The following is a 19,758-nucleotide window of genomic DNA, read 5'->3' on the forward strand; positions in this document are numbered from 1 at the left end:
AAAAGTCGTGTACCGGCAAAGGTGCAGTCGTTATATACATGGAGATTTTGATGGCAAGCAGTAACTTGATTAAACAATTGCAAGAGCGGGGGCTGGTAGCCCAGGTGACGGACGAGGAAGCGTTAGCAGAGCGACTGGCGCAAGGCCCGATCGCGCTCTATTGCGGCTTCGATCCTACCGCTGACAGCTTGCATTTGGGGCATCTTGTTCCATTGTTATGCCTGAAACGCTTCCAGCAGGCGGGCCACAAGCCGGTTGCGCTGGTAGGCGGCGCGACGGGTCTGATTGGCGACCCGAGCTTCAAAGCTGCCGAGCGTAAGCTGAACACCGAAGAAACTGTTCAGGAGTGGGTGGACAAAATCCGTAAGCAGGTTGCCCCGTTCCTCGATTTCGACTGTGGAGAAAACTCTGCTATCGCGGCGAACAACTATGACTGGTTCGGCAATATGAATGTGCTGACCTTCCTGCGCGATATTGGCAAACACTTCTCCGTTAACCAGATGATCAACAAAGAAGCGGTTAAGCAGCGTCTCAACCGTGAAGATCAGGGGATTTCGTTCACTGAGTTTTCCTACAACCTGTTGCAGGGTTATGACTTCGCCTGTCTGAACAAACAGTACGATGTGGTGCTGCAAATTGGTGGTTCTGACCAGTGGGGTAACATCACTTCTGGTATCGACCTGACCCGTCGTCTGCATCAGAATCAGGTGTTTGGCCTGACCGTTCCGCTGATCACCAAAGCAGACGGCACCAAATTTGGTAAAACTGAAGGCGGCGCAGTCTGGTTGGATCCGAAGAAAACCAGCCCGTACAAATTCTACCAGTTCTGGATCAACACTGCGGATGCCGACGTTTACCGCTTCCTGAAGTTCTTCACCTTTATGAGCATTGAAGAGATCAACGCCCTAGAAGAAGAAGATAAAAACAGCGGTAAAGCACCGCGCGCCCAGTATGTACTGGCGGAGCAGGTGACTCGTCTGGTTCACGGTGAAGAAGGTTTACAGGCGGCAAAACGTATTACCGAATGCCTGTTCAGCGGTTCTTTGAGTGCGCTGAGTGAAGCGGACTTCGAACAGCTGGCGCAGGACGGCGTACCGATGGTTGAGATGGAAAAGGGCGCAGACCTGATGCAGGCGCTGGTCGATTCTGAACTGCAACCTTCCCGTGGTCAGGCGCGTAAAACTATCGCCTCCAATGCCATCACCATTAACGGTGAAAAACAGTCCGATCCTGAATACTTCTTTAAAGAAGAAGATCGTCTGTTTGGTCGTTTTACCTTACTGCGTCGCGGCAAAAAGAATTACTGTCTGATTTGCTGGAAATAATGCATTAAGTGGAAAGGGGGAGTGAGAAATCACTCCCCCTGGTTTTTATACAGGGAACATGATGAAAAATATTCTCGCTATCCAGTCTCACGTTGTTTATGGTCATGCGGGTAACAGTGCGGCAGAGTTTCCGATGCGCCGCCTGGGCGCGAACGTCTGGCCGCTGAACACCGTTCAATTTTCTAATCACACCCAATACGGCAAATGGACTGGCTGCGTGATGCCGCCCAGCCATTTAACCGAAATTGTGCAAGGCATTGCCATTGCCGCCATTGATAAATTACACACCTGTGATGCCGTATTAAGTGGCTATCTGGGATCGGCGGAGCAGGGTGAACATATCCTCGGTATCGTCCGTCAGGTGAAAGCAGCGAATCCGCAGGCGAAATATTTTTGCGATCCGGTAATGGGTCATCCGGAAAAAGGCTGTATCGTTGCACCGGGTGTCGCAGAGTTTCATGTACGGCACGGTTTGCCTGCCAGCGATATCATTGCGCCGAATCTGGTTGAGCTGGAAATACTCTGTGAGCATGCGGTAAATAACGTCGAAGAAGCGGTTCTGGCAGCGCGCGAACTCATTGAGCAAGGGCCACAAATTGTGTTGGTTAAACACCTGGCGCGAGCTGGCTACAGCCGTGACCGTTTTGAAATGCTGCTGGTCACCGCCGATGAAGCCTGGCATATCAGCCGTCCACTGGTGGATTTTGGTATGCGCCAGCCGGTAGGTGTTGGTGATGTGACGAGCGGTTTACTGCTGGTGAAACTGCTTCAGGGGGCAACGCTGCAGGAGGCCCTGGAACATGTGACCGCTGCAGTCTACGAAATCATGGTGACCACCAAAGCAATGCAGGAATATGAGCTGCAAGTGGTGGCTGCTCAGGATCGTATTGCCAAACCAGAACATTACTTCAGCGCAACAAAGCTCTGAAATATCTCATTTCGGCCCACAACGACCTGTGGGCCGATGGCTATTACTTTAAGCCTTCCGCTGACAGCGCGTCTTGTACTTCCGGACGTTCAGCCATACGTTGCATAAATGCCGCAATGTGCTCTAACCCTTCCAGATTCAGTTTCACCGCGTATGCCCAGCGCAGAACCGTAAACAGATAGGCATCAGCAATTGTAAATCTTTGCCCGCAGATCCAGTGCTCATCCTTCAGTGCCTCGTTCACATATTGCAGCTTCTTATCCAGCTGCGCGCGAACTGTCGGTTTGTACTCTTCCGGTGTATCTGGGCGAAACAGAGGTGTGAAACCTTTATGCAGCTCGGTGGCGATGTAATTCAGCCATTCGATGGTTTTATAGCGGGAAATACTGTTTACCGGTGCCAGCAACTGGCGGTCGGGGACGCTGTCGGCAAGATACTGCATAATCGCAACGCCTTCCGTCAGCAAAGTACCATCGTCCAGCAGCAATGCAGGCACCTGCCCCTTAGGGTTAACGGAAAAGTAATCGTCACCGTTTTCGAGACGTTTTTTCATTAAATCCACACTGACGAGCGTAAAATCCTTTCCGCTCTCACGCAGGGTAATATGGGAAGCGAGAGAGCAGGCGCCCGGTTTGTAGAACAATTTCATCGGTAACTCCTTTTGTCTGTGGTTTAAAGTATGGTAGTGCGTTGCTGAACAAAAAAAAAGCCGCTAACGAAAAGTTAGCGGCTTGTAAAAGAGTTTCCCTGAATTTTACGCTACAGTAGCTTTCGCCGCTTTGTCTGCAGCGTCATCCTGCGTCATGCGGTGCAGTTTAGGCGCGGTCAGCAGCATCAGTACTGCAATAACGGCAGTAGCGACACCAATCTGCAAGAATACGCGACCATAGACTTCCAGTGACATCAGCGGGTCGGTAACGTTATCCGGCACAGCCATCATACCCGCAACATAACCACCAATCAGGTTTGCACCGGCAGTGGTCAGGAACCAGCTACCCATAATGAAGCCCATCAGACGCTGCGGAACGAGTTGTGCAACCATTGCCAGACCCAGACCAGAGATCATCAGTTCCCCGATGCTCTGCAGGCCATAGCTTGCGACCAGCCAGCTGACAGACACGATACCTGCGTCAGACGCGAATTTCGCACCCAGCGGCAGAATCAGGAACGCACCAGAACACATCACCATGCCGATTGCAAACTTGGTTGGCATCGGCAGGGTATCACCCATCTTGTTATAGATAGCGGCCAGAATCGGACTACCGATGATGATCCAGAACGGGTTCAGTGCCTGATACTGCTCAGGTTCTACGGCCAGACCCAGAATGGAGTGCTCAACGTTACGAATCGCAAAGAAGTTCAGTGACGTTGGCATCTGGCTGTACAGCACGAAGAAGATGATTGCTTCGAGCATCAGGATGAAGGCAACGATCATTTTACGACGCGCAGCACCTTTCATCGCGAAAGCTTCTTTACCGAAGATAACCACAATACCGAAGGCAACAACGCCCAGCGCCATACGCGCAACTTCCTGATTGTGCAGTAGCCAGGTGGCAACAGCGATCAGCGCCACAACACCAATAATGGTCAGCAACAGGTTACGGTAGTTGACTGGTTCAAAGTCTGGTTTTGAACCGTACTGTTTAACCCAGCGTTGGCAGAAGGCGAAGTTAACGATAGTGATCAGCAGGCCTACAACGCTCAACGCAAACGCAACACTCCAGCCGTATTTCGCGGCCAGCCACGGGGTGGCTATCATAGAGAAGAAAGAGCCGATGTTGACGGACATGTAGTACATGGTGAATGCACCGTCCAGACGTGGGTCGTTTTTCTCATAGCATGTAGAAAGCAGAGAAGACGGGTTAGCTTTAAACAGGCCGTTACCGACCGCAATAGCCGCCATACCCATATAAACAATACCGGCGTCGTGACCAGACCAGGCAACCAGAGCATAACCAATCGCCAGCACAATAGCGCCGAGCATAATTACGCGTTTAGTACCCAGTACCTTGTCACCTAACCAGCCGCCGATAGCGACCAGACCATAAACCAGGGCACTAAAGGAAGAGAAAAGGGTGATTGAATCCGCTTCAGACATACCCAGTTGTTTAACCAGGTAAACAGCCATAATTCCTTGTAGGCCGTAATAACCAAAACGTTCCCATAACTCAATCGAGAAGATGAGATAGAACGCCTTCGGTTGTTTGAAAGCGTTCAAACTGACGCTTTCAGTTGGTTTTTGGTTTGCAGTGGACACTTTTACCTCTTTTTTTACATCCCATATTAACGGGGGTGCTTTCTCGCGTTATGTCTAAAAAACATACGCGCAATTGTTATAGTGGGAGGGGAAACGGCAGGTAATGTTCACTATCTTGCACTTTCAGACAAGTCCTTTGTAATAATCTGTTACATATAACTGAGGCGGGGAATTCAACCATTCCGGGAAATGTTATCCAGCGTTAAATTTTTCAAAAAACGTAACGGCAGATTTTTTCACTGCATTGAGAGGGGGATGATGGCTTTACGGAGATATGTTCTGCTATTTAGCGTTTTTCCTAGTGAGATAGTCCAGTTTCTGAAAAATAGCCAGTGTAATGTTTTGCAGGTCAATATTTGTTGCGTGTGTAAATTTAAATCATTTTAACCTGATTCTTGCAATGTTTTTACATTGCCACAGCATCGTGATCTTGATCACGAATGAATAGAAAATTTCGCTATTAAAAAAACAATTAACCTGCATTTTTGGTTATCCGCAAACGGATTACCTGATGATAACGCTAAGCAATGGCATCATTGACGTTAAAAAGATGTTTTAAAAGAGGATAAAGAAAGGTTATCAATGGGGTAATCGGTGTTACCCCTTTTCTTCAGATGTCAACTTTCTCTTTGTATTCACAAAGATCTTCAATAATACAAGAGCCACAGCGGGGCTTGCGGGCAATGCAGGTATAACGCCCGTGCAGGATCAACCAATGGTGGCAGTCGACTTTAAACTCTGCCGGAACCACTTTCAGTAGCTTTTCTTCTACCTGTTCGACGTTTTTCCCCGGCGCAAATTGAGTACGATTACAAACGCGGAAAATGTGCGTGTCGACAGCAATAGTCGGCCAGCCGAATGCAGTGTTTAATACGACGTTGGCTGTTTTACGACCTACGCCGGGCAGGGCTTCAAGCGCAGCACGATCTTCCGGAACCTCGCCATTATGTTGTTCCAGTAATATACGGCAGGTTTTGATGATATTTTCTGCTTTGCTGTTATAAAGGCCAATCGTTTTGATATAGGTTTTCACCCCTTCAACGCCCAGTTCAAGCATCGCTGCAGGCGTATTCGCCACCGGGTAGAGTTTCGCCGTCGCCTTATTAACACTGATATCGGTCGCCTGAGCGGAAAGCAGTACGGCAATCAGCAATTCAAAAGGCGAACTGAAATTAAGCTCGGTGGTGGGATGAGGATTGTTCTCACGCAGGCGAGTGAGGATCTCCAGACGTTTTGCTTTGTTCATCAGACATTCCCTGTTTCACCGTTTGGCAATGCACGTTCGGCAGCTGCTTCAGCACGGCGCTTTTTCATTCTTTCATCAATCAGGTATTTTCCTGCCAGCATCAGTCCCAAGCCAATAAATGCACCTGGTGGCAGCATCGCCAGCAGGAAAGGGGAGTCGGTGTGGAAAATCTCCACGCGTAATACTTTTGCCCAGCTACCTAACAGCGCATCTGCACCGTCAAACAACGTGCCATTGCCGATAATTTCGCGTAGTGAACCCAGCACGAACATGGCGCAGGTTGCGCCCGTACCAATTGAAAAGCCGTCCAGTGCCGAAAGCGCCGGACCTTTTTTGGCGGCGAAGGCTTCAGCGCGGCCCACAACGATACAGTTAGTGACAATCAGCGGAATAAAAATCCCTAATGATTGATACAGGCCAAAGGCGTAGGCGTTGATCAGCATCTGTACAGCGCTGACCACCGAGGCGATGATCATCACGTAAATGGGAATGCGGATCTCGGCTGGCGTCCAGTGACGCAGCGTCGAAATGGTCAGGTTGGTCAGCGTCAGTACCAGCGTAGTCGCAAGTCCTAAACCCAGAGCGTTAGTGGCAGTGGACGTGACCGCCAATAGCGGACAAAGGCCGAGCAGTTGGACCAGTGCAGAGTTGTTTTTCCACAACCCCTGAACAATAACGTCTTTAATTTCGCTCACGCTTTATTCTCCACAGGCAGGAAGTTGAGAAAGTTGTGCCGGTAACGTCTGAGCGTACAATCCGGCGCGTTTTACCGCATTAACCACCGCGCGGGGAGTAATCGTCGCGCCGGTGAACTGGTCGAAATCACCACCATCTTTCTTCACCGCCCAGTGCGCATCATCCGCACCACTGATTTTTTTTCCCGCAAAATGGGTGAGCCAGTCAGAAAGGCGCAATTCGATTTTATCGCCAAGCCCTGGCGTTTCGTGGTGCTCTGTCACGCGCGTGCCAAGTACCGTGCCATTAAAATCGGCTCCCACCAGCAGCTGAATCGCACCGGAATAGCCATCTGGCGCGGTTGCTTCCAGAACGGCGGCTACCGGTTTGTCATCCTGTTTGGCGATGTAAACCCGATGCTCACCTTTACCTAACTCTGGCGCAGTTACCAGATAGCAACTCTGTGCGAGCGCATTGTTATAGCGTTCGGCTGGCAGCACCTGACCAAATAACGCCTTTTGTTGCAGACTGGCCTGTTCAGCAATTGTCGTTTTGGTCATCTGGTTGATGGCCGCAGTTAACCCTGTAGAACCCGCTGCAAATAGTGCCAGTGTAATGCCGTGTTTTCGGATAGTTTTCAGCATGGTTTACCCTTTGCGATGGCCGTAGACGCGCGGACGCGTGTAGTAATCGATCAGAGGAACCGTGATGTTCGCCAGCAGGACGGCAAAAGCCACGCCGTCAGGATAGCCGCCGAAACTGCGGATCAACCAGACTAATAAGCCCGCCAGCGCGCCGAACATCAGCCGACCACGATTGGTCGTAGAAGCAGTAACTGGGTCAGTCAAAATAAAGAATGCGCCGAGCATAGTCGCACCAGACAGCAGATGAATTTGCGGTGCTGCCAGTGTTTCTGGTGAGAACAACCAGCCCAACGTTGCGCATAACGCCAGCGTTACTAAGAAGCTGAGGGGAATATGCCAGCGAATCGCTTTCTGCCATAGCAACCACACGCCACCAGCCAGCCAGGCGAGATTTACCCATTGCCAACCAGCGCCCGCCAGAATACCGCTGTAGATCGGATATTGCATAATCTGTTCAACCGAATGACCTGCGCGGACAGAGGTTTTGAATGTATCCAGCGGTGTCGCCTGACTAATGCCATCAATACCTAAGCGTAGCGTATTCATATCACCACCACTGGCGGTATGACCGCTGAAAATAACCTGTATGGCGTCGATAAAACCAGGGATGTTGACCGCAATTTCATGTGGCGGTAACCAGCTGGTCATCTGCACCGGGAAGGAGATCAGTAAGACCACATAACCAATCATTGCCGGATTAAACGGGTTTTGCCCCAGACCGCCATACAACTGTTTAGCGATGATCACCGCAAACACCGTACCCAGTACGACCATCCACCATGGCGCTAGGGGGGGAATACTTACCGCCAGCAATAAGCCTGTCAGCAATGCTGAGTTATCTTTCAACGTTGCGGCTACCGACTGCTTGCGTAGTTTGAGTACGAGAGCTTCGGCTAACAGAGCACTGACCGACGCCAACAGGATCTGAACGAGAGTACCCCAACCAAAAAACCACAGTTGCGCTGCGATTCCTGGCACGGCTGCGAGCAACACCAATAGCATAATGCGCGATGTCTGGCGCTGGTTATGGGTATAAGGGGAGCTAGCTATTCTGAATACCATTTAGTCCTCGTTTACAACCTTTTGCTGGGCGGCTTTTTTGGCCTGAACGCGGGCAATAGCCGCGGCAACTGCGGCTTTGCGCGGATCGACCTGTTCTTCTGGTTCCGCATTAGCCTGTTGCTGTTCCAGCTTGCGTGCTTTGGCGCGGGCAATAGCGGCTTCGACGGCAGCTTTGCGCGGATCAACCTGTTCTTCTGGCTCCGCATTGGCCTGTTGCTGTTCCAGCTTGCGTGCTTTGGCGCGGGCAATAGCGGCTTCGACGGCGGCTTTGCGCGGATCGACCTGTTCTTCTGGTTCCGCATTAGCCTGTTGCTGTTCCAGCTTGCGCGCTTTGGCACGGGCAATAGCGGCTTCGACGGCGGCTTTGCGCGGATCGACCTGTTCTTCTGGTTCCGCATTAGCCTGTTGCTGTTCCAGCTTGCGCGCTTTGGAGCGGGCGATAGCTGCTTCAACGGCAGTTTTACGTGGTTCAGCAACGGTTGCTGCGTCGTTAGTTTGCTCCAGTTCTGCCTGTTTCGCTCTGGCTTGCGCTTTACGGGCTTCCCGTGCTGCAATAATTGCACTGTTATCCGGGCGTTCGCCCGCTTTAATCACAATAGGCTGTGTAGCCTGGGCCTGTTTCTCTTTCACCCGCGCCAGAGCGGCAGCAATCGCATCTTTATCTTTGGCTGCAGGTTGAACGGCTGCGCTCTTATGTCGTTCAAGGCGAGCCGCTTTTTCGCGCTCCAGACGAGCCTGGCGCGCTTCGAAACGCGCTTTGGCTTCTGCGGCGCGCTTTTCTTCCTGACGAATAGCCGCAATTTCAGCTTTTTCCTGACGGAAATATTGCACCAAGGGAATATTGCTCGGGCAAACCCACGCGCAAGCCCCACATTCAATGCAGTCGGCAATGTTATGCGTGGTAGCTTTATCGTGTTGCTGACCTTTGCTGAACCAGTACAACTGTTGCGGCAAAAGATCCACAGGGCAGGCGTCAGCACAGGCGCTACACCGGATGCAGCTTTGTTCTTCCTGTGGTTCGCCAAGTTCATTGGCAGAGGGAGCCAACAGACAGTTGGTAATCTTTACGACCGGGACATCCAGCCATGGCAAGGTAAAGCCCATTAGCGGGCCACCCATAATCACCATTTGATCGGCAGAGGGGCAGAATCCGGCATCATTCAATAAATGACGCACTGGCGTTCCCAGCCGTGCCCAGACGTTGCCCGGGCGAGCGATTGCTTCGCCAGTCAGGGTTACAACACGCTCGGTAATCGGCTCGCCATCAATAACGGCACGTTTCACTGCATAAGCAGTGCCGACGTTTTGCATTAATACGCCGATATCGGATGAACGCCCGCCATGTGGAACCTGCTTCCCGGTCAGAATGTAGGTTAATTGTTTAGCACCGCCAGAAGGATATTTGGTTGGAATCACCCGCAGAGAAATATCGTTAGAGTCCGCCAGCACCGCGCGCAGCATGGAAATCGCCTGCGGTTTGTTATCTTCAATGCCGATAAGAATTTCGCGTGGCTGCAGAATATGCGCAAGAATGCGAATACCCTCTACGACCTGAGCCGCGCAATCCTGCATCAAACGGTCATCGGCGGTAATGTACGGCTCGCACTCAGCAGCGTTGATAATCAACGTTTCAATCTTATCTCCACCACCCTGCAATTTAACGCCTGTCGGGAATCCGGCACCGCCCAGCCCGGCAACACCAAACTGATGTATGCGCTCGATTAACTCTTCGCGACTGCGAGAGCGATAATCGACCCAGCCGTCGCGCGGGATCCAGCAGTCTTCACCATCGGCATCAATAATCACGCTTAATTCAGCTAAAGCTGAAGGATGAGCCGTAGAGTGGGGCGCAATAGCCGTAACGGTACCCGAGGTGGGCGCGTGAACAGGCAGCATTTTGCCGCGACCACGGGTAAGCGGCTGGCCGCGCAATACTTTATCGCCGACGCTAACGCACAACTCACCTTCAGCGCCAATATGCTGTTTCAGTGGAATAACAAAACGCTGCGCCAGTGGTACCTGGCGCAGGGGGGTACCGTTGGACTGGGTTTTCATCTCCGGTGGATGGATGCCGCCGTTGAAATCCCAGATTTTATTTTTTCTGAATGCAGAGAATAACTTAAGCATGGTGTTCCACGGGAATGATACGCACGGGAATGGTGTTCAGATCCCATTTCCAGGAGTCAGGTGTTTCTGCGACCGGTTGCAACGAGATGCAGTGCGTCGGGCACGGATCAACACATAAATTGCAGCCCGTACAGAGATCACTCATTACCGTATGCATGGCACGGGTAGCGCCAACGATGGCGTCTACCGGACAAGCCTGAATACATTTAGTGCAGCCAATACAGTTATTTTCATCAATAACCGCCACCATCCGCGCAGGCGTTAGCTCTTGCGCTTCGCCATCCAGCGGCTGCGGCTCGACATTAAGCAACTCGGCAATTTTTAGCATCACAGCTTCGCCACCTGGGGCGCAACGGTTGATTTTTTCACCGTTACAGCTGATGGCTTCCGCGTAGGGGCGACAGCCGGGATAACCGCACTGACCACACTGGCTCTGCGGTAAGATTTCGTCAATTTTCTCAACGACCGGATCGTCTTCCACCGCAAAACGGCGGGAGGCATAACCCAGAATGGCGCCAAACGCCAGGCCCAGCAGGCTCACGGCGGCAACGGCAATCCAGATAGCATTCATTACAACTTCACCAAACCACTAAAGCCCATAAAGGCCAGAGACATAAGACCTGCGGTAATTAACGCAATGGCATTACCGCGAAAAGGTGCCGGGACATCAGCCACAGCAAGGCGTTCGCGGATGGTGGCGAAGAGCACCATCACCAGCGAGAAACCGACAGCGGCGGAAAAACCGTACAGCGCCGACTGCAAGAAATTGTGCCCGAGATTGATATTCAGCAACGCCACGCCGAGCACTGCACAGTTGGTGGTGATAAGCGGCAAAAAAATCCCCAGCAGACGGTAAAGCACCGGGCTGGTTTTGCGCACCACCATCTCGGTGAACTGCACGACCACAGCAATCACCAGAATAAATGCCAGGGTGCGTAGGTAAATCAGATTAAGTGGGATCAAAATCCACGTATCGATAAGCCAGGCGCAAATAGACGTCAGCGTCATCACAAACGTTGTTGCCAGCCCCATGCCCATCGCGGTTTCCAGTTTTTTGGAAACCCCCATAAACGGACAGAGACCGAGAAACTTGACCAGTACAAAGTTATTGACCAGTACAGTTCCGACAAACAGTAACAGGTAGTCAGTCATTTTTCGGCCTGAAATAAAAAAGCCGCCTATTATCCGTTAATCCAGAGCAGGCGACAACAGGTTAACTGTAAGGTTATTACGGATTCACAAACGTCGCTTTTACCCGCGACGAGCGTTTGAAATAGGGGACGATCAATGCGGTTGCCAACAAAGTAAACAGCAACTGGCGAACGGCTATGCCAACTTCCACGGGTGAAAAAGCGAATGCTTTTACTGCCAGCAATACGGAAATAAGCAGCCAGATAATATAGTGTTTAGGAACACAACGCCGACGTTTAAAGAAAGCGATGGTCAACCACAGTGTGTAATACCACATGGCGATAGCGGTAATAAAAGAAACGCCCCATAAGATTTGTGTCGTCAGTGCTTGTCCGCCGAGCGTTTGAAATGTTTGCGGAGAAGATAACGCAGCGGTATACAGCAACAACGCCAGCGTCGTACTCAACAGAGCGACTAAAAGCCAGGCCAACGGGCCAAGCAACCAGCCTCCAATACGTTGTGGCGTTGTGGTGGTCATAGGTTCTCCAGAATAGCGACGCAAACAGGCAAATCTAATTTTAGGGGCGTTATTATAAGGCTTTTATAACCGATCGCTACTTTCTTTATTGGACATAGTGCCAGACGGACTTCGGTACCTGGCCGAGGTCAAACAAACGCCCGCCAGAAACCAGCTCTGCGCGACGGTGATCGGCAGCACGATACATATTGATCAGTTCCTGATCGTCCGTCAGGGTGTAATTAAGATGGTCGTAGAGTTTTTCCAGACTTTCGAGTGAACTGATTTTGCGAAATTTTAATAAGTAGTCCTGAACAGTCATAAAAGGTCCATAAAATAATTAATACCAAAGGGGTAGGTATTATTAGTGATGATAAAATTTCACCAAAAGTGAACGCTTGTGTTATTACAATAATAAGAATGCGCTGATGGCAAATATTCAGGGATGAAAAACTGCTCTGAAAAGAGTAACGCGCTTTACTATCCCTGACAATCACCAACAACATCGAACAAGATAATAAATTCCTGGTTTAATATCCGACAAGTGAAAACATGCACCCGGACGGGCAGCATGTCGCTCCACAAGTGCAGAGCTTACTTGTGTTGTACCGAAGCACTCTGTTCAGGTGGCTGATAGTTGTCAATGTGACTCGCCACGCCAAGAAGAATGACTGAAACGACAAGAACGATCCAACCTGTTAATTCAATAAGACGATTCATTACAGCCCACATCTCTCTTGATTGATCCATTAACTTCAGGGGGTAAATGTTACTTAGCAATAATAGCTCCAGCAAGATTTTTACTGAGGTTTTTGCGATATTTAGCTTTTGTCGTTGGAAAATTCGCTATTTTTTTGACTTAAGTTAAACAACATCCCTTATTGCTGGCAGGTTATTAAACTGTTGAGCGTGGGTAAAGGATAGTGTCAAATAGCCATCATACTTCAATGAGAGGCAATGACATGAGCGACAACATCCGTGTTGGGTTGATTGGGTATGGTTATGCGAGCAAAACCTTCCATGCGCCCCTGATTGCGGGCACGCCCGGGCTGGAACTGGCGGTAATCTCCAGCAGTGATGAAACAAAAGTAAAAGCCGACTGGCCAACGGTTACGGTTGTCTCTGAGCCGAAGCATCTGTTTAACGATCCCAACATAGACCTGATTGTCATTCCTACACCCAACGATACCCATTTCCCGTTAGCCAAAGCGGCGCTTGAGGCGGGTAAACATGTGGTCGTTGATAAACCCTTTACCGTGACACTGTCACAAGCGCGAGAGCTGGATGCGCTGGCAAAAAGCCTGGGGCGTGTGCTGTCTGTATTCCATAACCGTCGTTGGGATAGCGATTTCTTGACGCTAAAAGGTTTGCTCGCGGAAGGCGTGCTGGGTGAAGTTGCTTACTTTGAGTCTCATTTTGACCGCTTCCGTCCGCAGGTGCGCGATCGTTGGCGTGAACAGGGCGGCCCAGGCAGCGGTATCTGGTACGATTTAGCACCGCATCTTCTTGATCAGGCCATTACGCTATTTGGTTTACCGGTCAGCATGACGGTAGATTTGGCACAGTTACGGCCCGGAGCGCAGTCGACCGATTATTTCCACGCCATCTTGTCCTATCCACAGCGGCGAGTCATTTTACACGGTACCATGCTGGCAGCCGCTGAGTCAGCACGGTATATCGTGCATGGATCCCGAGGCAGTTATGTGAAATATGGCCTCGATCCACAGGAAGAACGTCTGAAAAATGGCGAGCGTCTGCCGCAGGAAGACTGGGGCTACGATATGCGTGATGGCGTACTTACCCGCGTGGAAGGTGAGGAACGTGTCGAAGAAACGCTGTTGACGGTGCCTGGGAATTATCCGGCTTACTATGCGGCGATTCGTGATGCGTTAAATGGCGATGGTGAAAATCCGGTTCCGGCAAGCTAGGCAATCCAGGTAATGGAGTTGATTGAGCTGGGCATCGAATCCGCCAAACATCGCGCGACGTTGTGCCTTGCGTGAAAAATGGATGGTGCAATTTGCACCATCCATTTTTGTTACTTCGCGGCGACTTTTTCTCGCAGTGCGCGTTTTTCCTCTGCGCTGAGGAAAGCCATTTCCAGACCATTAATCTGTGCCTGGCGGATTTGCTCACGGGATAACCCAGCAGCTGGCGCGGCAACGGTATATTCGTGAATGATATCCACTCCCTGTACGCCGGGATCGTCAGTGTTAATGCTGGCACGAATGCCATGCTCAAGGAACGTTTTCAGCGGATGTGCAGCCAGCTCTGCTACGGTGCTGGTCTGAATATTGGAGGTCAGACAGGATTCAATACCAATTTGTTGCTCGGCGAGAAAATCCATCAGCGCCCGATCTTCAATGGCTTTTACGCCATGTCCAATACGCTCCGCACCCAGTTCACGAATCGCCTGCCAGATGCTTTCCGGCCCGGCAGCTTCGCCTGCATGGACGGTAATATGCCAGCCCGCATCACGCGCGCGGTTGAAGTGAGAAAGGAACAGACTTCCCGGGAATCCAAGTTCATCACCAGCTAAATCAAGTGCGGTAATCTGGTCACGGTGGGCTAAAAAGGCCTCCAGCTCTTGCTGACAGGCGGCTTCGCCGAAGGTTCGGCTCATAATGCCGATAAGCTTCGCCTGCACACCAAAGGTGCGGCAACCTTCACGTACGCCATCGATCACCGCTTCGACAACACCCGCTACAGGCAGCTTATGTGCCATTGCCATGTAGCCTGGTGAAAAACGCAGCTCGACATAGCGCAGGCCGTTACGGGCTGCATCTTCAATGTTTTCAAATGCCACGCGGCGGCAGGCATCAAGAGAGGCGAGAACTTTAACGCCCCAGTCAAGTTTGGTCAGAAAGCTCACCAGATCGGGTTCGTTGGCAATGACCTGAACGTGGGGAATCAGTGTTTCAAGGGATTGTGCAGGAAGCGAGATATTATACTGGCGGCCAAGTTCAAGAATGGTCTGGGGACGAATGTTGCCATCAAGGTGGCGATGGATATCAGTTAATGGCAGGGTGGTATCAATCATGGTCGCACTCTTTTTCTGGATATAAAAGTGCGCACCATTATAAAAACAAAGCAGGGTAAAAATCCACGATTGCGCAACGATTTTTACGTTGCGCAATTGGGGTTAGCGAACAGCGCGGATGGCGTTTATTAATCCAGCCACACCTTTTTCCAGTTTCGAACGTGGGCAGCCGGCATTGAGACGGACAAAACCACGACCTTCTTCACCATAGGTATACCCCGGCATGATCGCGACTTTTTCTTGCTCGATAAGCGCTTTTTGCAACGCGTTGTCGTCAATATTCAACGGACGTAGATCAAGCCAGGCCAGATAAGTGGATTGCGGGATCTGCCAGTTGAGTTCAGGAAACGCGGCGTTCATTTTATCTGAGATATACGTCAGGTTATCTTTCAGATAGACGCGTAAGGCATCCAGCCACGGTGCACCTTGCTGATAGGCGGCGATATGGGCAGTTAACGCCAGTACCGAAGGGGAAGAAAGCCCATCACGTCCTTTCAGTGCCGATAAATAGGCATCACGGCTGCTGCTATTTTCTATAATCCCGTAAGCACCGGTCAGCGCGGGAATATTGAAACTTTTCGATCCCGACGTCAGCAACGCCCAGTCTCCCCGCGCCACATTACTCCAGGGAATATGCGGCTGCTCGCCCCAGACCATATCCATATGGATTTCATCGGAAATAACCCGCACATCATGACGCTCGCACAGGTCAGCCATGATCTCCAGCTCATCGCACGTCCACACTTTCCCGGTAGGATTCTGTGGGTTACACAGGAGCATAATTTTACATTCTGGTTTCGCCAAAACGGCTTCCAGCTTGCCCATATCGCAAAACCAGCCGTCAGCCTGCTTCTCTAAAGCAACGGGCATTACTGTGCGCTGGTTACCTTCAATGGCCTTGTAAAATGCGTCATAGGCGGGCGTGTGGATCACCACGCCTTCACCTGTTTCAGACCACTGACGAATCAGTTCTGAAACCATATAGATGACAGAAGGGCCATACACCACCGTCTGCGTATCAATTGCGGTGTAATGCTGGGTGGAAAACCAGTGGGCAATAGCCGCGAGAAACTCATCGTTTTTCCAGCGGCTGTAGCCAAATACGCCGTGCATCAGGCGCTGATTCAGCGCCTCGATAATGCAGGGGGCAGTGGCAAAATCCATGTCTGAAATCGTGAACGGTAACAGGTCAGCAGTGCCGAAACGGTCAGCGACATAATCCCACTGTGTACACCATGTGCCATGACGATCCACGACCTTTGAAAAATCGAACATATCTTATCCTTATGCCTGGACAGTATGCATCAGACCGGCCATTTCATCTTTTACTGACTGAACTTGTGGCCCGATAACAACCTGCAGGTTATGTTGATTAAGTTGTACTACGCCAATTGCCCGATTGTCCTTCAGTGCTTGCACATTAACAAGCGACATATCTTCCACAGACAAACGCAGACGGGTAATGCAGTTATCGAGGCTGACAATATTGTCGGCACCGCCTAATGCTTCGAGGATTGCAGGAACGTTGTAACCTGATTTACCCGGCGCACCGGCAACGGCTTTTTCGATTGAGCTGGCAACTTCGCTATCGCGCCCCGGGGTTTTCAGATTGAAGCGGGTGATAGCGAAACGGAAGATGACGTAGTAAACGACAAACCAGATTGCCGCCACCACTGGCACCATGTACCACTTGGTTGACAGACCATGCAAAATACCGAACACCACGAAGTCGATGATATTGCCGTCGGTATTACCGATGGTGACGCCGAGCACAGACATGACGGTGAAGCCGAGGCCGGTTAACAGCGCGTGGATGACATACAGAACTGGCGCTACGAACAGGAACAGGAATTCCAGCGGTTCGGTAGTGCCGCCAACGACGCAGGCGATCAGGCCAGAAATCAGCAGACCTTTAATTTTATGGCGATTTTCCGGGCGCGCGCAGTGATACATAGCTAACGCTGCACCTGGCAGACCGCCGAGAAACGCAGGCATTTTACCTTGCGAAAGGAAACGCGTGACGCTTTCAGAAAAACCGTGAGTGGTCGGGCAACTCAATTGCGCCTGGAAGATGGTCAGTGCGCCGCTGACGGTTTGACCGCAGACCTCCTGCGTGCCGCCTGCGTCGGTAAAGCGAATTAATGCCACCAGAATGTGATGCAGACCAAACGGTAACAGCAGACGTTCACCGGTACCAAACAGCATCGGTCCGAAATCACCCGCGCTGTTTATCATATGGCCCAAGCCGCTAATACCCATGGCGAAAATCGGCCAGACTAATGGAATCACCAGGCCGACAAGGCCCATCACCAGCGAGGAGATAATTGGTACGAAGCGCGTACCGCCGAAGAATGCCAGCGCATCCGGCAGGCGGATATTATGGAAACGCTCATGCAGCATCCAGACGATAATACCGGCGATCACCGCACCGAGGATCCCGGTATCGATCGACTGGATCCCAAGAATGCTCTGGATGTTATTGGCTTTCAGAACGGCGGCATCTGTGGTTGGCAGAATGCCTTTATTGGTCAACCAGAAGTTTACCGCGAGGTTCATTACCGCATAACCGACGAAGCCAGCGAATGCCGCTACGCCTTTATTTTCGCGTGCCAGGCCCAGCGGGATGGCGATACAGAACATGACAGGCAGGAAACTAAAAGCAAACGAGCCAATCTTACTCATCCAGGTAAAGATAGCCTGCAACACGGGGTTGCCCAGGACCGGGATCAGGGTTATGACATCATGGCTGCTAAGAGAACTACCAATGCCGAGCATAATGCCGCAGAACGACAATAATGCCACGGGTAACATGAAGGTTTTGCCTAACTGCTGGAAGAACTCCCACAGCGTGACTTTCGGTGCTGTTTTCGCCGTCATAAAACGACTCCTCGTAGAGAACAATCTGGATTCAGTAAATTGCGCGAGAAGATAAAACGTTTTATCAAATTTTAGTGAGTCATAAATCACATTACGCAACGATAATAGCGGGTATAAGATAAATAAAAGGTAAAACGTTTTATCTGTCACATAATCAGGGAGTAGGTCATCTGCATGGCTACCGCCAAAAAAATAACCATTCATGATGTTGCGCTGGCTGCGGGCGTGTCGGTAAGTACCGTTTCGCTGGTGCTTAGTGGCAAAGGGCGAATCTCTACCGCCACAGGAGAACGCGTTAACGCCGCCATTGAAGAGCTGGGATTTGTGCGCAATCGCCAGGCGTCGGCGCTGCGCGGCGGGCAAAGCGGCGTCATTGGTTTGATCGTCCGTGATTTATCTGCGCCGTTTTACGCCGAATTGACGGCCGGATTGACGGAAGCTCTGGAAGCGCAGGGACGGATGGTTTTTTTGCTTCACGGCGGTAAAGACGGCGAGCAGCTGGCACAGCGGTTTTCACTGTTACTGAATCAGGGTGTCGATGGTGTGGTAATTGCCGGGGCTGCAGGAAGCAGCGATGACCTGCGGCGGATGGCAGAAGAAAAAGCTATCCCGGTGATTTTCGCTTCCCGTGCCAGTTATCTTGATGATGTTGATACGGTTCGCCCGGACAACATGCAGGCTGCACAGTTGTTGACGGAGCATCTCATTCGCAATGGGCATCAGCGGATCGCCTGGCTGGGAGGGCAAAGTTCCTCATTAACCCGTGCAGAACGGGTGGGGGGCTATTGTGCAACTCTACTAAAATTTGGCCTGCCGTTTCACAGCGATTGGGTGTTGGAGTGCACTTCCAGCCAGAAGCAAGCCGCGGAAGCTATCACGGCGCTTTTACGTCATAACCCGACCATCAGTGCCGTGGTTTGCTATAACGAAACTATTGCGATGGGGGCATGGTTTGGTTTGCTGAAAGCAGGGCGGCAAAGCGGGGAAAGCGGAGTCGATCGTTACTTTGAGCAACAGGTTTCTCTGGCGGCATTTACCGATGCGACACCAACCACACTTGATGATATACCTGTTACCTGGGCCAGCACGCCAGCGCGGGAACTTGGTATCACACTTGCGGATCGCATGATGCAAAAAATCACCCATGAAGAGACGCATTCACGCAATCTTATTATTCCCGCCCGGCTCATTGCGGCGAAATAATCCTCTCTTTATCTGCTATACTTGGTAGTGTCCTTTCCTCAAGGTTAATGATAAAAAATGTGGCACACAGGCGGTGCCTTTTATTTTTACTGAAGTTCACAGGAGGTTTATGTGTTTAATTCTGACAACCTGAGACTCGACGGAAAATGCGCCATCATCACAGGTGCGGGTGCAGGTATTGGTAAAGAAATCGCCATTACATTCGCGACAGCTGGCGCATCTGTGGTGGTCAGTGATATTAACGCCGACGCAGCTAACCATGTTGTAGACGAAATTCAACAACTGGGTGGTCAGGCATTTTCCTGGCGTTGTGATATTACTTCCGAACAGGAACTCTCTGCACTGGCAGACTTTGCCGTCAGTAAACTGGGTAAAGTTGATATCCTGGTTAACAACGTCGGTGGCGGTGGTCCTAAACCGTTTGATATGCCAATGGCAGATTTTCGCCGTGCTTATGAACTGAATGTGTTTTCTTTTTTCCATCTGTCACAACTTGTTGCGCCAGAAATGGAAAAAAATGGCGGTGGCGTTATTCTGACCATCACTTCTATGGCGGCAGAAAATAAAAATATAAACATGACTTCCTATGCATCATCTAAAGCTGCGGCCAGTCATCTGGTCAGAAATATGGCATTTGACCTGGGTGAAAAAAATATTCGGGTGAATGGCATTGCGCCGGGGGCAATATTAACCGATGCCCTGAAATCCGTTATTACACCAGAAATT

General features: G+C 50.9%; 19 protein-coding genes and 1 pseudogene. 5 read left to right on the plus strand and 15 right to left on the minus strand.

Features of this window, described 5'->3' with window-relative positions; genetic code table 11:
- The first annotated feature begins 50 nt into the window (after positions 1-50).
- Both tyrS and pdxY read left to right on the plus strand, forming a co-directional pair.
- Positions 51-1,325 carry a tyrosine--tRNA ligase gene (gene tyrS / locus ACUU1I_RS07785; protein WP_001367866.1) on the plus strand — a complete coding sequence of 425 codons (1,275 nt, stop codon included), beginning with the start codon at positions 51-53 and terminating at the stop codon, positions 1,323-1,325.
- 58 nt (positions 1,326-1,383) lie between these two features.
- Positions 1,384-2,253, plus strand: coding sequence for a pyridoxal kinase (gene pdxY, locus ACUU1I_RS07790; protein WP_000977245.1), 870 nt, complete (start codon positions 1,384-1,386; stop codon positions 2,251-2,253).
- A 43-nt stretch (positions 2,254-2,296) separates the two neighbouring features.
- Here the strand turns inward: pdxY and gstA are convergent, their stop codons facing one another.
- The 12 genes from gstA to blr form a co-directional block, all read right to left on the minus strand.
- Entirely contained in the window at positions 2,297-2,902 is a 606-nt protein-coding gene (gene gstA, locus ACUU1I_RS07795; protein ID WP_000765761.1) for a glutathione transferase GstA, read from the minus strand.
- Positions 2,903-3,007: 105 nt separating this feature from the next.
- Positions 3,008-4,510, minus strand: a complete 1,503-nt coding sequence (dtpA, locus tag ACUU1I_RS07800) for a dipeptide/tripeptide permease DtpA (protein ID WP_000100945.1) — start codon at positions 4,508-4,510, stop codon at positions 3,008-3,010.
- Positions 4,511-5,120: 610 nt separating this feature from the next.
- Positions 5,121-5,756: an endonuclease III gene (gene nth, locus ACUU1I_RS07805; RefSeq protein WP_001030328.1), complete on the minus strand. Its 636-nt coding sequence runs from the start codon at positions 5,754-5,756 to the stop codon at positions 5,121-5,123.
- Positions 5,756-6,451 carry an electron transport complex subunit RsxE gene (gene rsxE, locus ACUU1I_RS07810; protein WP_001289662.1) on the minus strand — a complete coding sequence of 232 codons (696 nt, stop codon included), beginning with the start codon at positions 6,449-6,451 and terminating at the stop codon, positions 5,756-5,758. The genes nth and rsxE overlap by 1 nt, the downstream gene beginning before the upstream one ends.
- Before the next feature lie 3 nt (positions 6,452-6,454).
- Entirely contained in the window at positions 6,455-7,075 is a 621-nt protein-coding gene (gene rsxG, locus ACUU1I_RS07815; RefSeq protein ID WP_000920810.1) for an electron transport complex subunit RsxG, read from the minus strand.
- 3 nt (positions 7,076-7,078) lie between these two features.
- Positions 7,079-8,137, minus strand: coding sequence for an electron transport complex subunit RsxD (gene rsxD, locus ACUU1I_RS07820; protein WP_000231929.1), 1,059 nt, complete (start codon positions 8,135-8,137; stop codon positions 7,079-7,081).
- On the minus strand, positions 8,138-10,264 hold the full coding sequence (gene rsxC / locus ACUU1I_RS07825; RefSeq protein ID WP_000915822.1) for an electron transport complex subunit RsxC: 2,127 nt from the start codon (positions 10,262-10,264) through the stop codon (positions 8,138-8,140).
- The gene (gene rsxB / locus ACUU1I_RS07830; RefSeq protein ID WP_000991809.1) at positions 10,257-10,835 is read right to left on the minus strand and encodes an electron transport complex subunit RsxB; all 579 of its coding nucleotides are present in this window, start codon (positions 10,833-10,835) and stop codon (positions 10,257-10,259) included. Before rsxB ends, rsxC begins: the two co-directional genes overlap by 8 nt.
- Positions 10,835-11,416: an electron transport complex subunit RsxA gene (gene rsxA, locus ACUU1I_RS07835; RefSeq protein ID WP_000133205.1), complete on the minus strand. Its 582-nt coding sequence runs from the start codon at positions 11,414-11,416 to the stop codon at positions 10,835-10,837. Before rsxA ends, rsxB begins: the two co-directional genes overlap by 1 nt.
- Positions 11,417-11,492: 76 nt before the next feature.
- On the minus strand, positions 11,493-11,933 hold the full coding sequence (locus ACUU1I_RS07840; protein WP_005050275.1) for a DUF2569 domain-containing protein: 441 nt from the start codon (positions 11,931-11,933) through the stop codon (positions 11,493-11,495).
- Positions 11,934-12,018: 85 nt separating this feature from the next.
- Complete coding sequence (gene ydgT / locus ACUU1I_RS07845) at positions 12,019-12,234, minus strand: transcription modulator YdgT (RefSeq protein WP_000217950.1); 216 nt, start codon at positions 12,232-12,234, stop codon at positions 12,019-12,021.
- Positions 12,235-12,506: 272 nt separating this feature from the next.
- A complete protein-coding gene (blr, locus tag ACUU1I_RS07850) occupies positions 12,507-12,632 on the minus strand; it encodes a division septum protein Blr (protein ID WP_001300888.1) in 126 nt (41 codons plus the stop codon).
- A 242-nt stretch (positions 12,633-12,874) separates the two neighbouring features.
- On the opposite strand from blr, the pseudogene ACUU1I_RS07855 reads away from it, so the two are divergent.
- Positions 12,875-13,915, plus strand: a pseudogene (locus tag ACUU1I_RS07855) (oxidoreductase).
- 35 nt (positions 13,916-13,950) lie between these two features.
- Here ACUU1I_RS07855 and add read toward each other — a convergent pair.
- From add to malX, 3 genes are all read right to left on the minus strand, one after another.
- A complete protein-coding gene (gene add, locus ACUU1I_RS07860) occupies positions 13,951-14,952 on the minus strand; it encodes an adenosine deaminase (RefSeq protein WP_000567518.1) in 1,002 nt (333 codons plus the stop codon).
- A 102-nt stretch (positions 14,953-15,054) separates the two neighbouring features.
- The gene (malY, locus tag ACUU1I_RS07865; RefSeq protein ID WP_000459409.1) at positions 15,055-16,227 is read right to left on the minus strand and encodes a bifunctional maltose regulon transcriptional repressor/cystathionine beta-lyase MalY; all 1,173 of its coding nucleotides are present in this window, start codon (positions 16,225-16,227) and stop codon (positions 15,055-15,057) included.
- 9 nt (positions 16,228-16,236) lie between these two features.
- Entirely contained in the window at positions 16,237-17,829 is a 1,593-nt protein-coding gene (gene malX / locus ACUU1I_RS07870) for a PTS maltose transporter subunit IICB (protein WP_000125616.1), read from the minus strand.
- Between the two features lie 174 nt (positions 17,830-18,003).
- Here malX and malI point away from each other — a divergent pair, with 174 nt between their 5' ends.
- Both malI and hdhA read left to right on the plus strand, forming a co-directional pair.
- Positions 18,004-19,032: a mal regulon transcriptional regulator MalI gene (malI, locus tag ACUU1I_RS07875; protein WP_000179510.1), complete on the plus strand. Its 1,029-nt coding sequence runs from the start codon at positions 18,004-18,006 to the stop codon at positions 19,030-19,032.
- A gap of 111 nt (positions 19,033-19,143) precedes the next feature.
- On the plus strand, positions 19,144-19,758 hold a 615-nt coding region (gene hdhA, locus ACUU1I_RS07880), incomplete at its 3' end, for a 7-alpha-hydroxysteroid dehydrogenase (RefSeq protein ID WP_032157049.1).

The organism is Shigella sp. SIG3, from assembly GCF_053555855.1.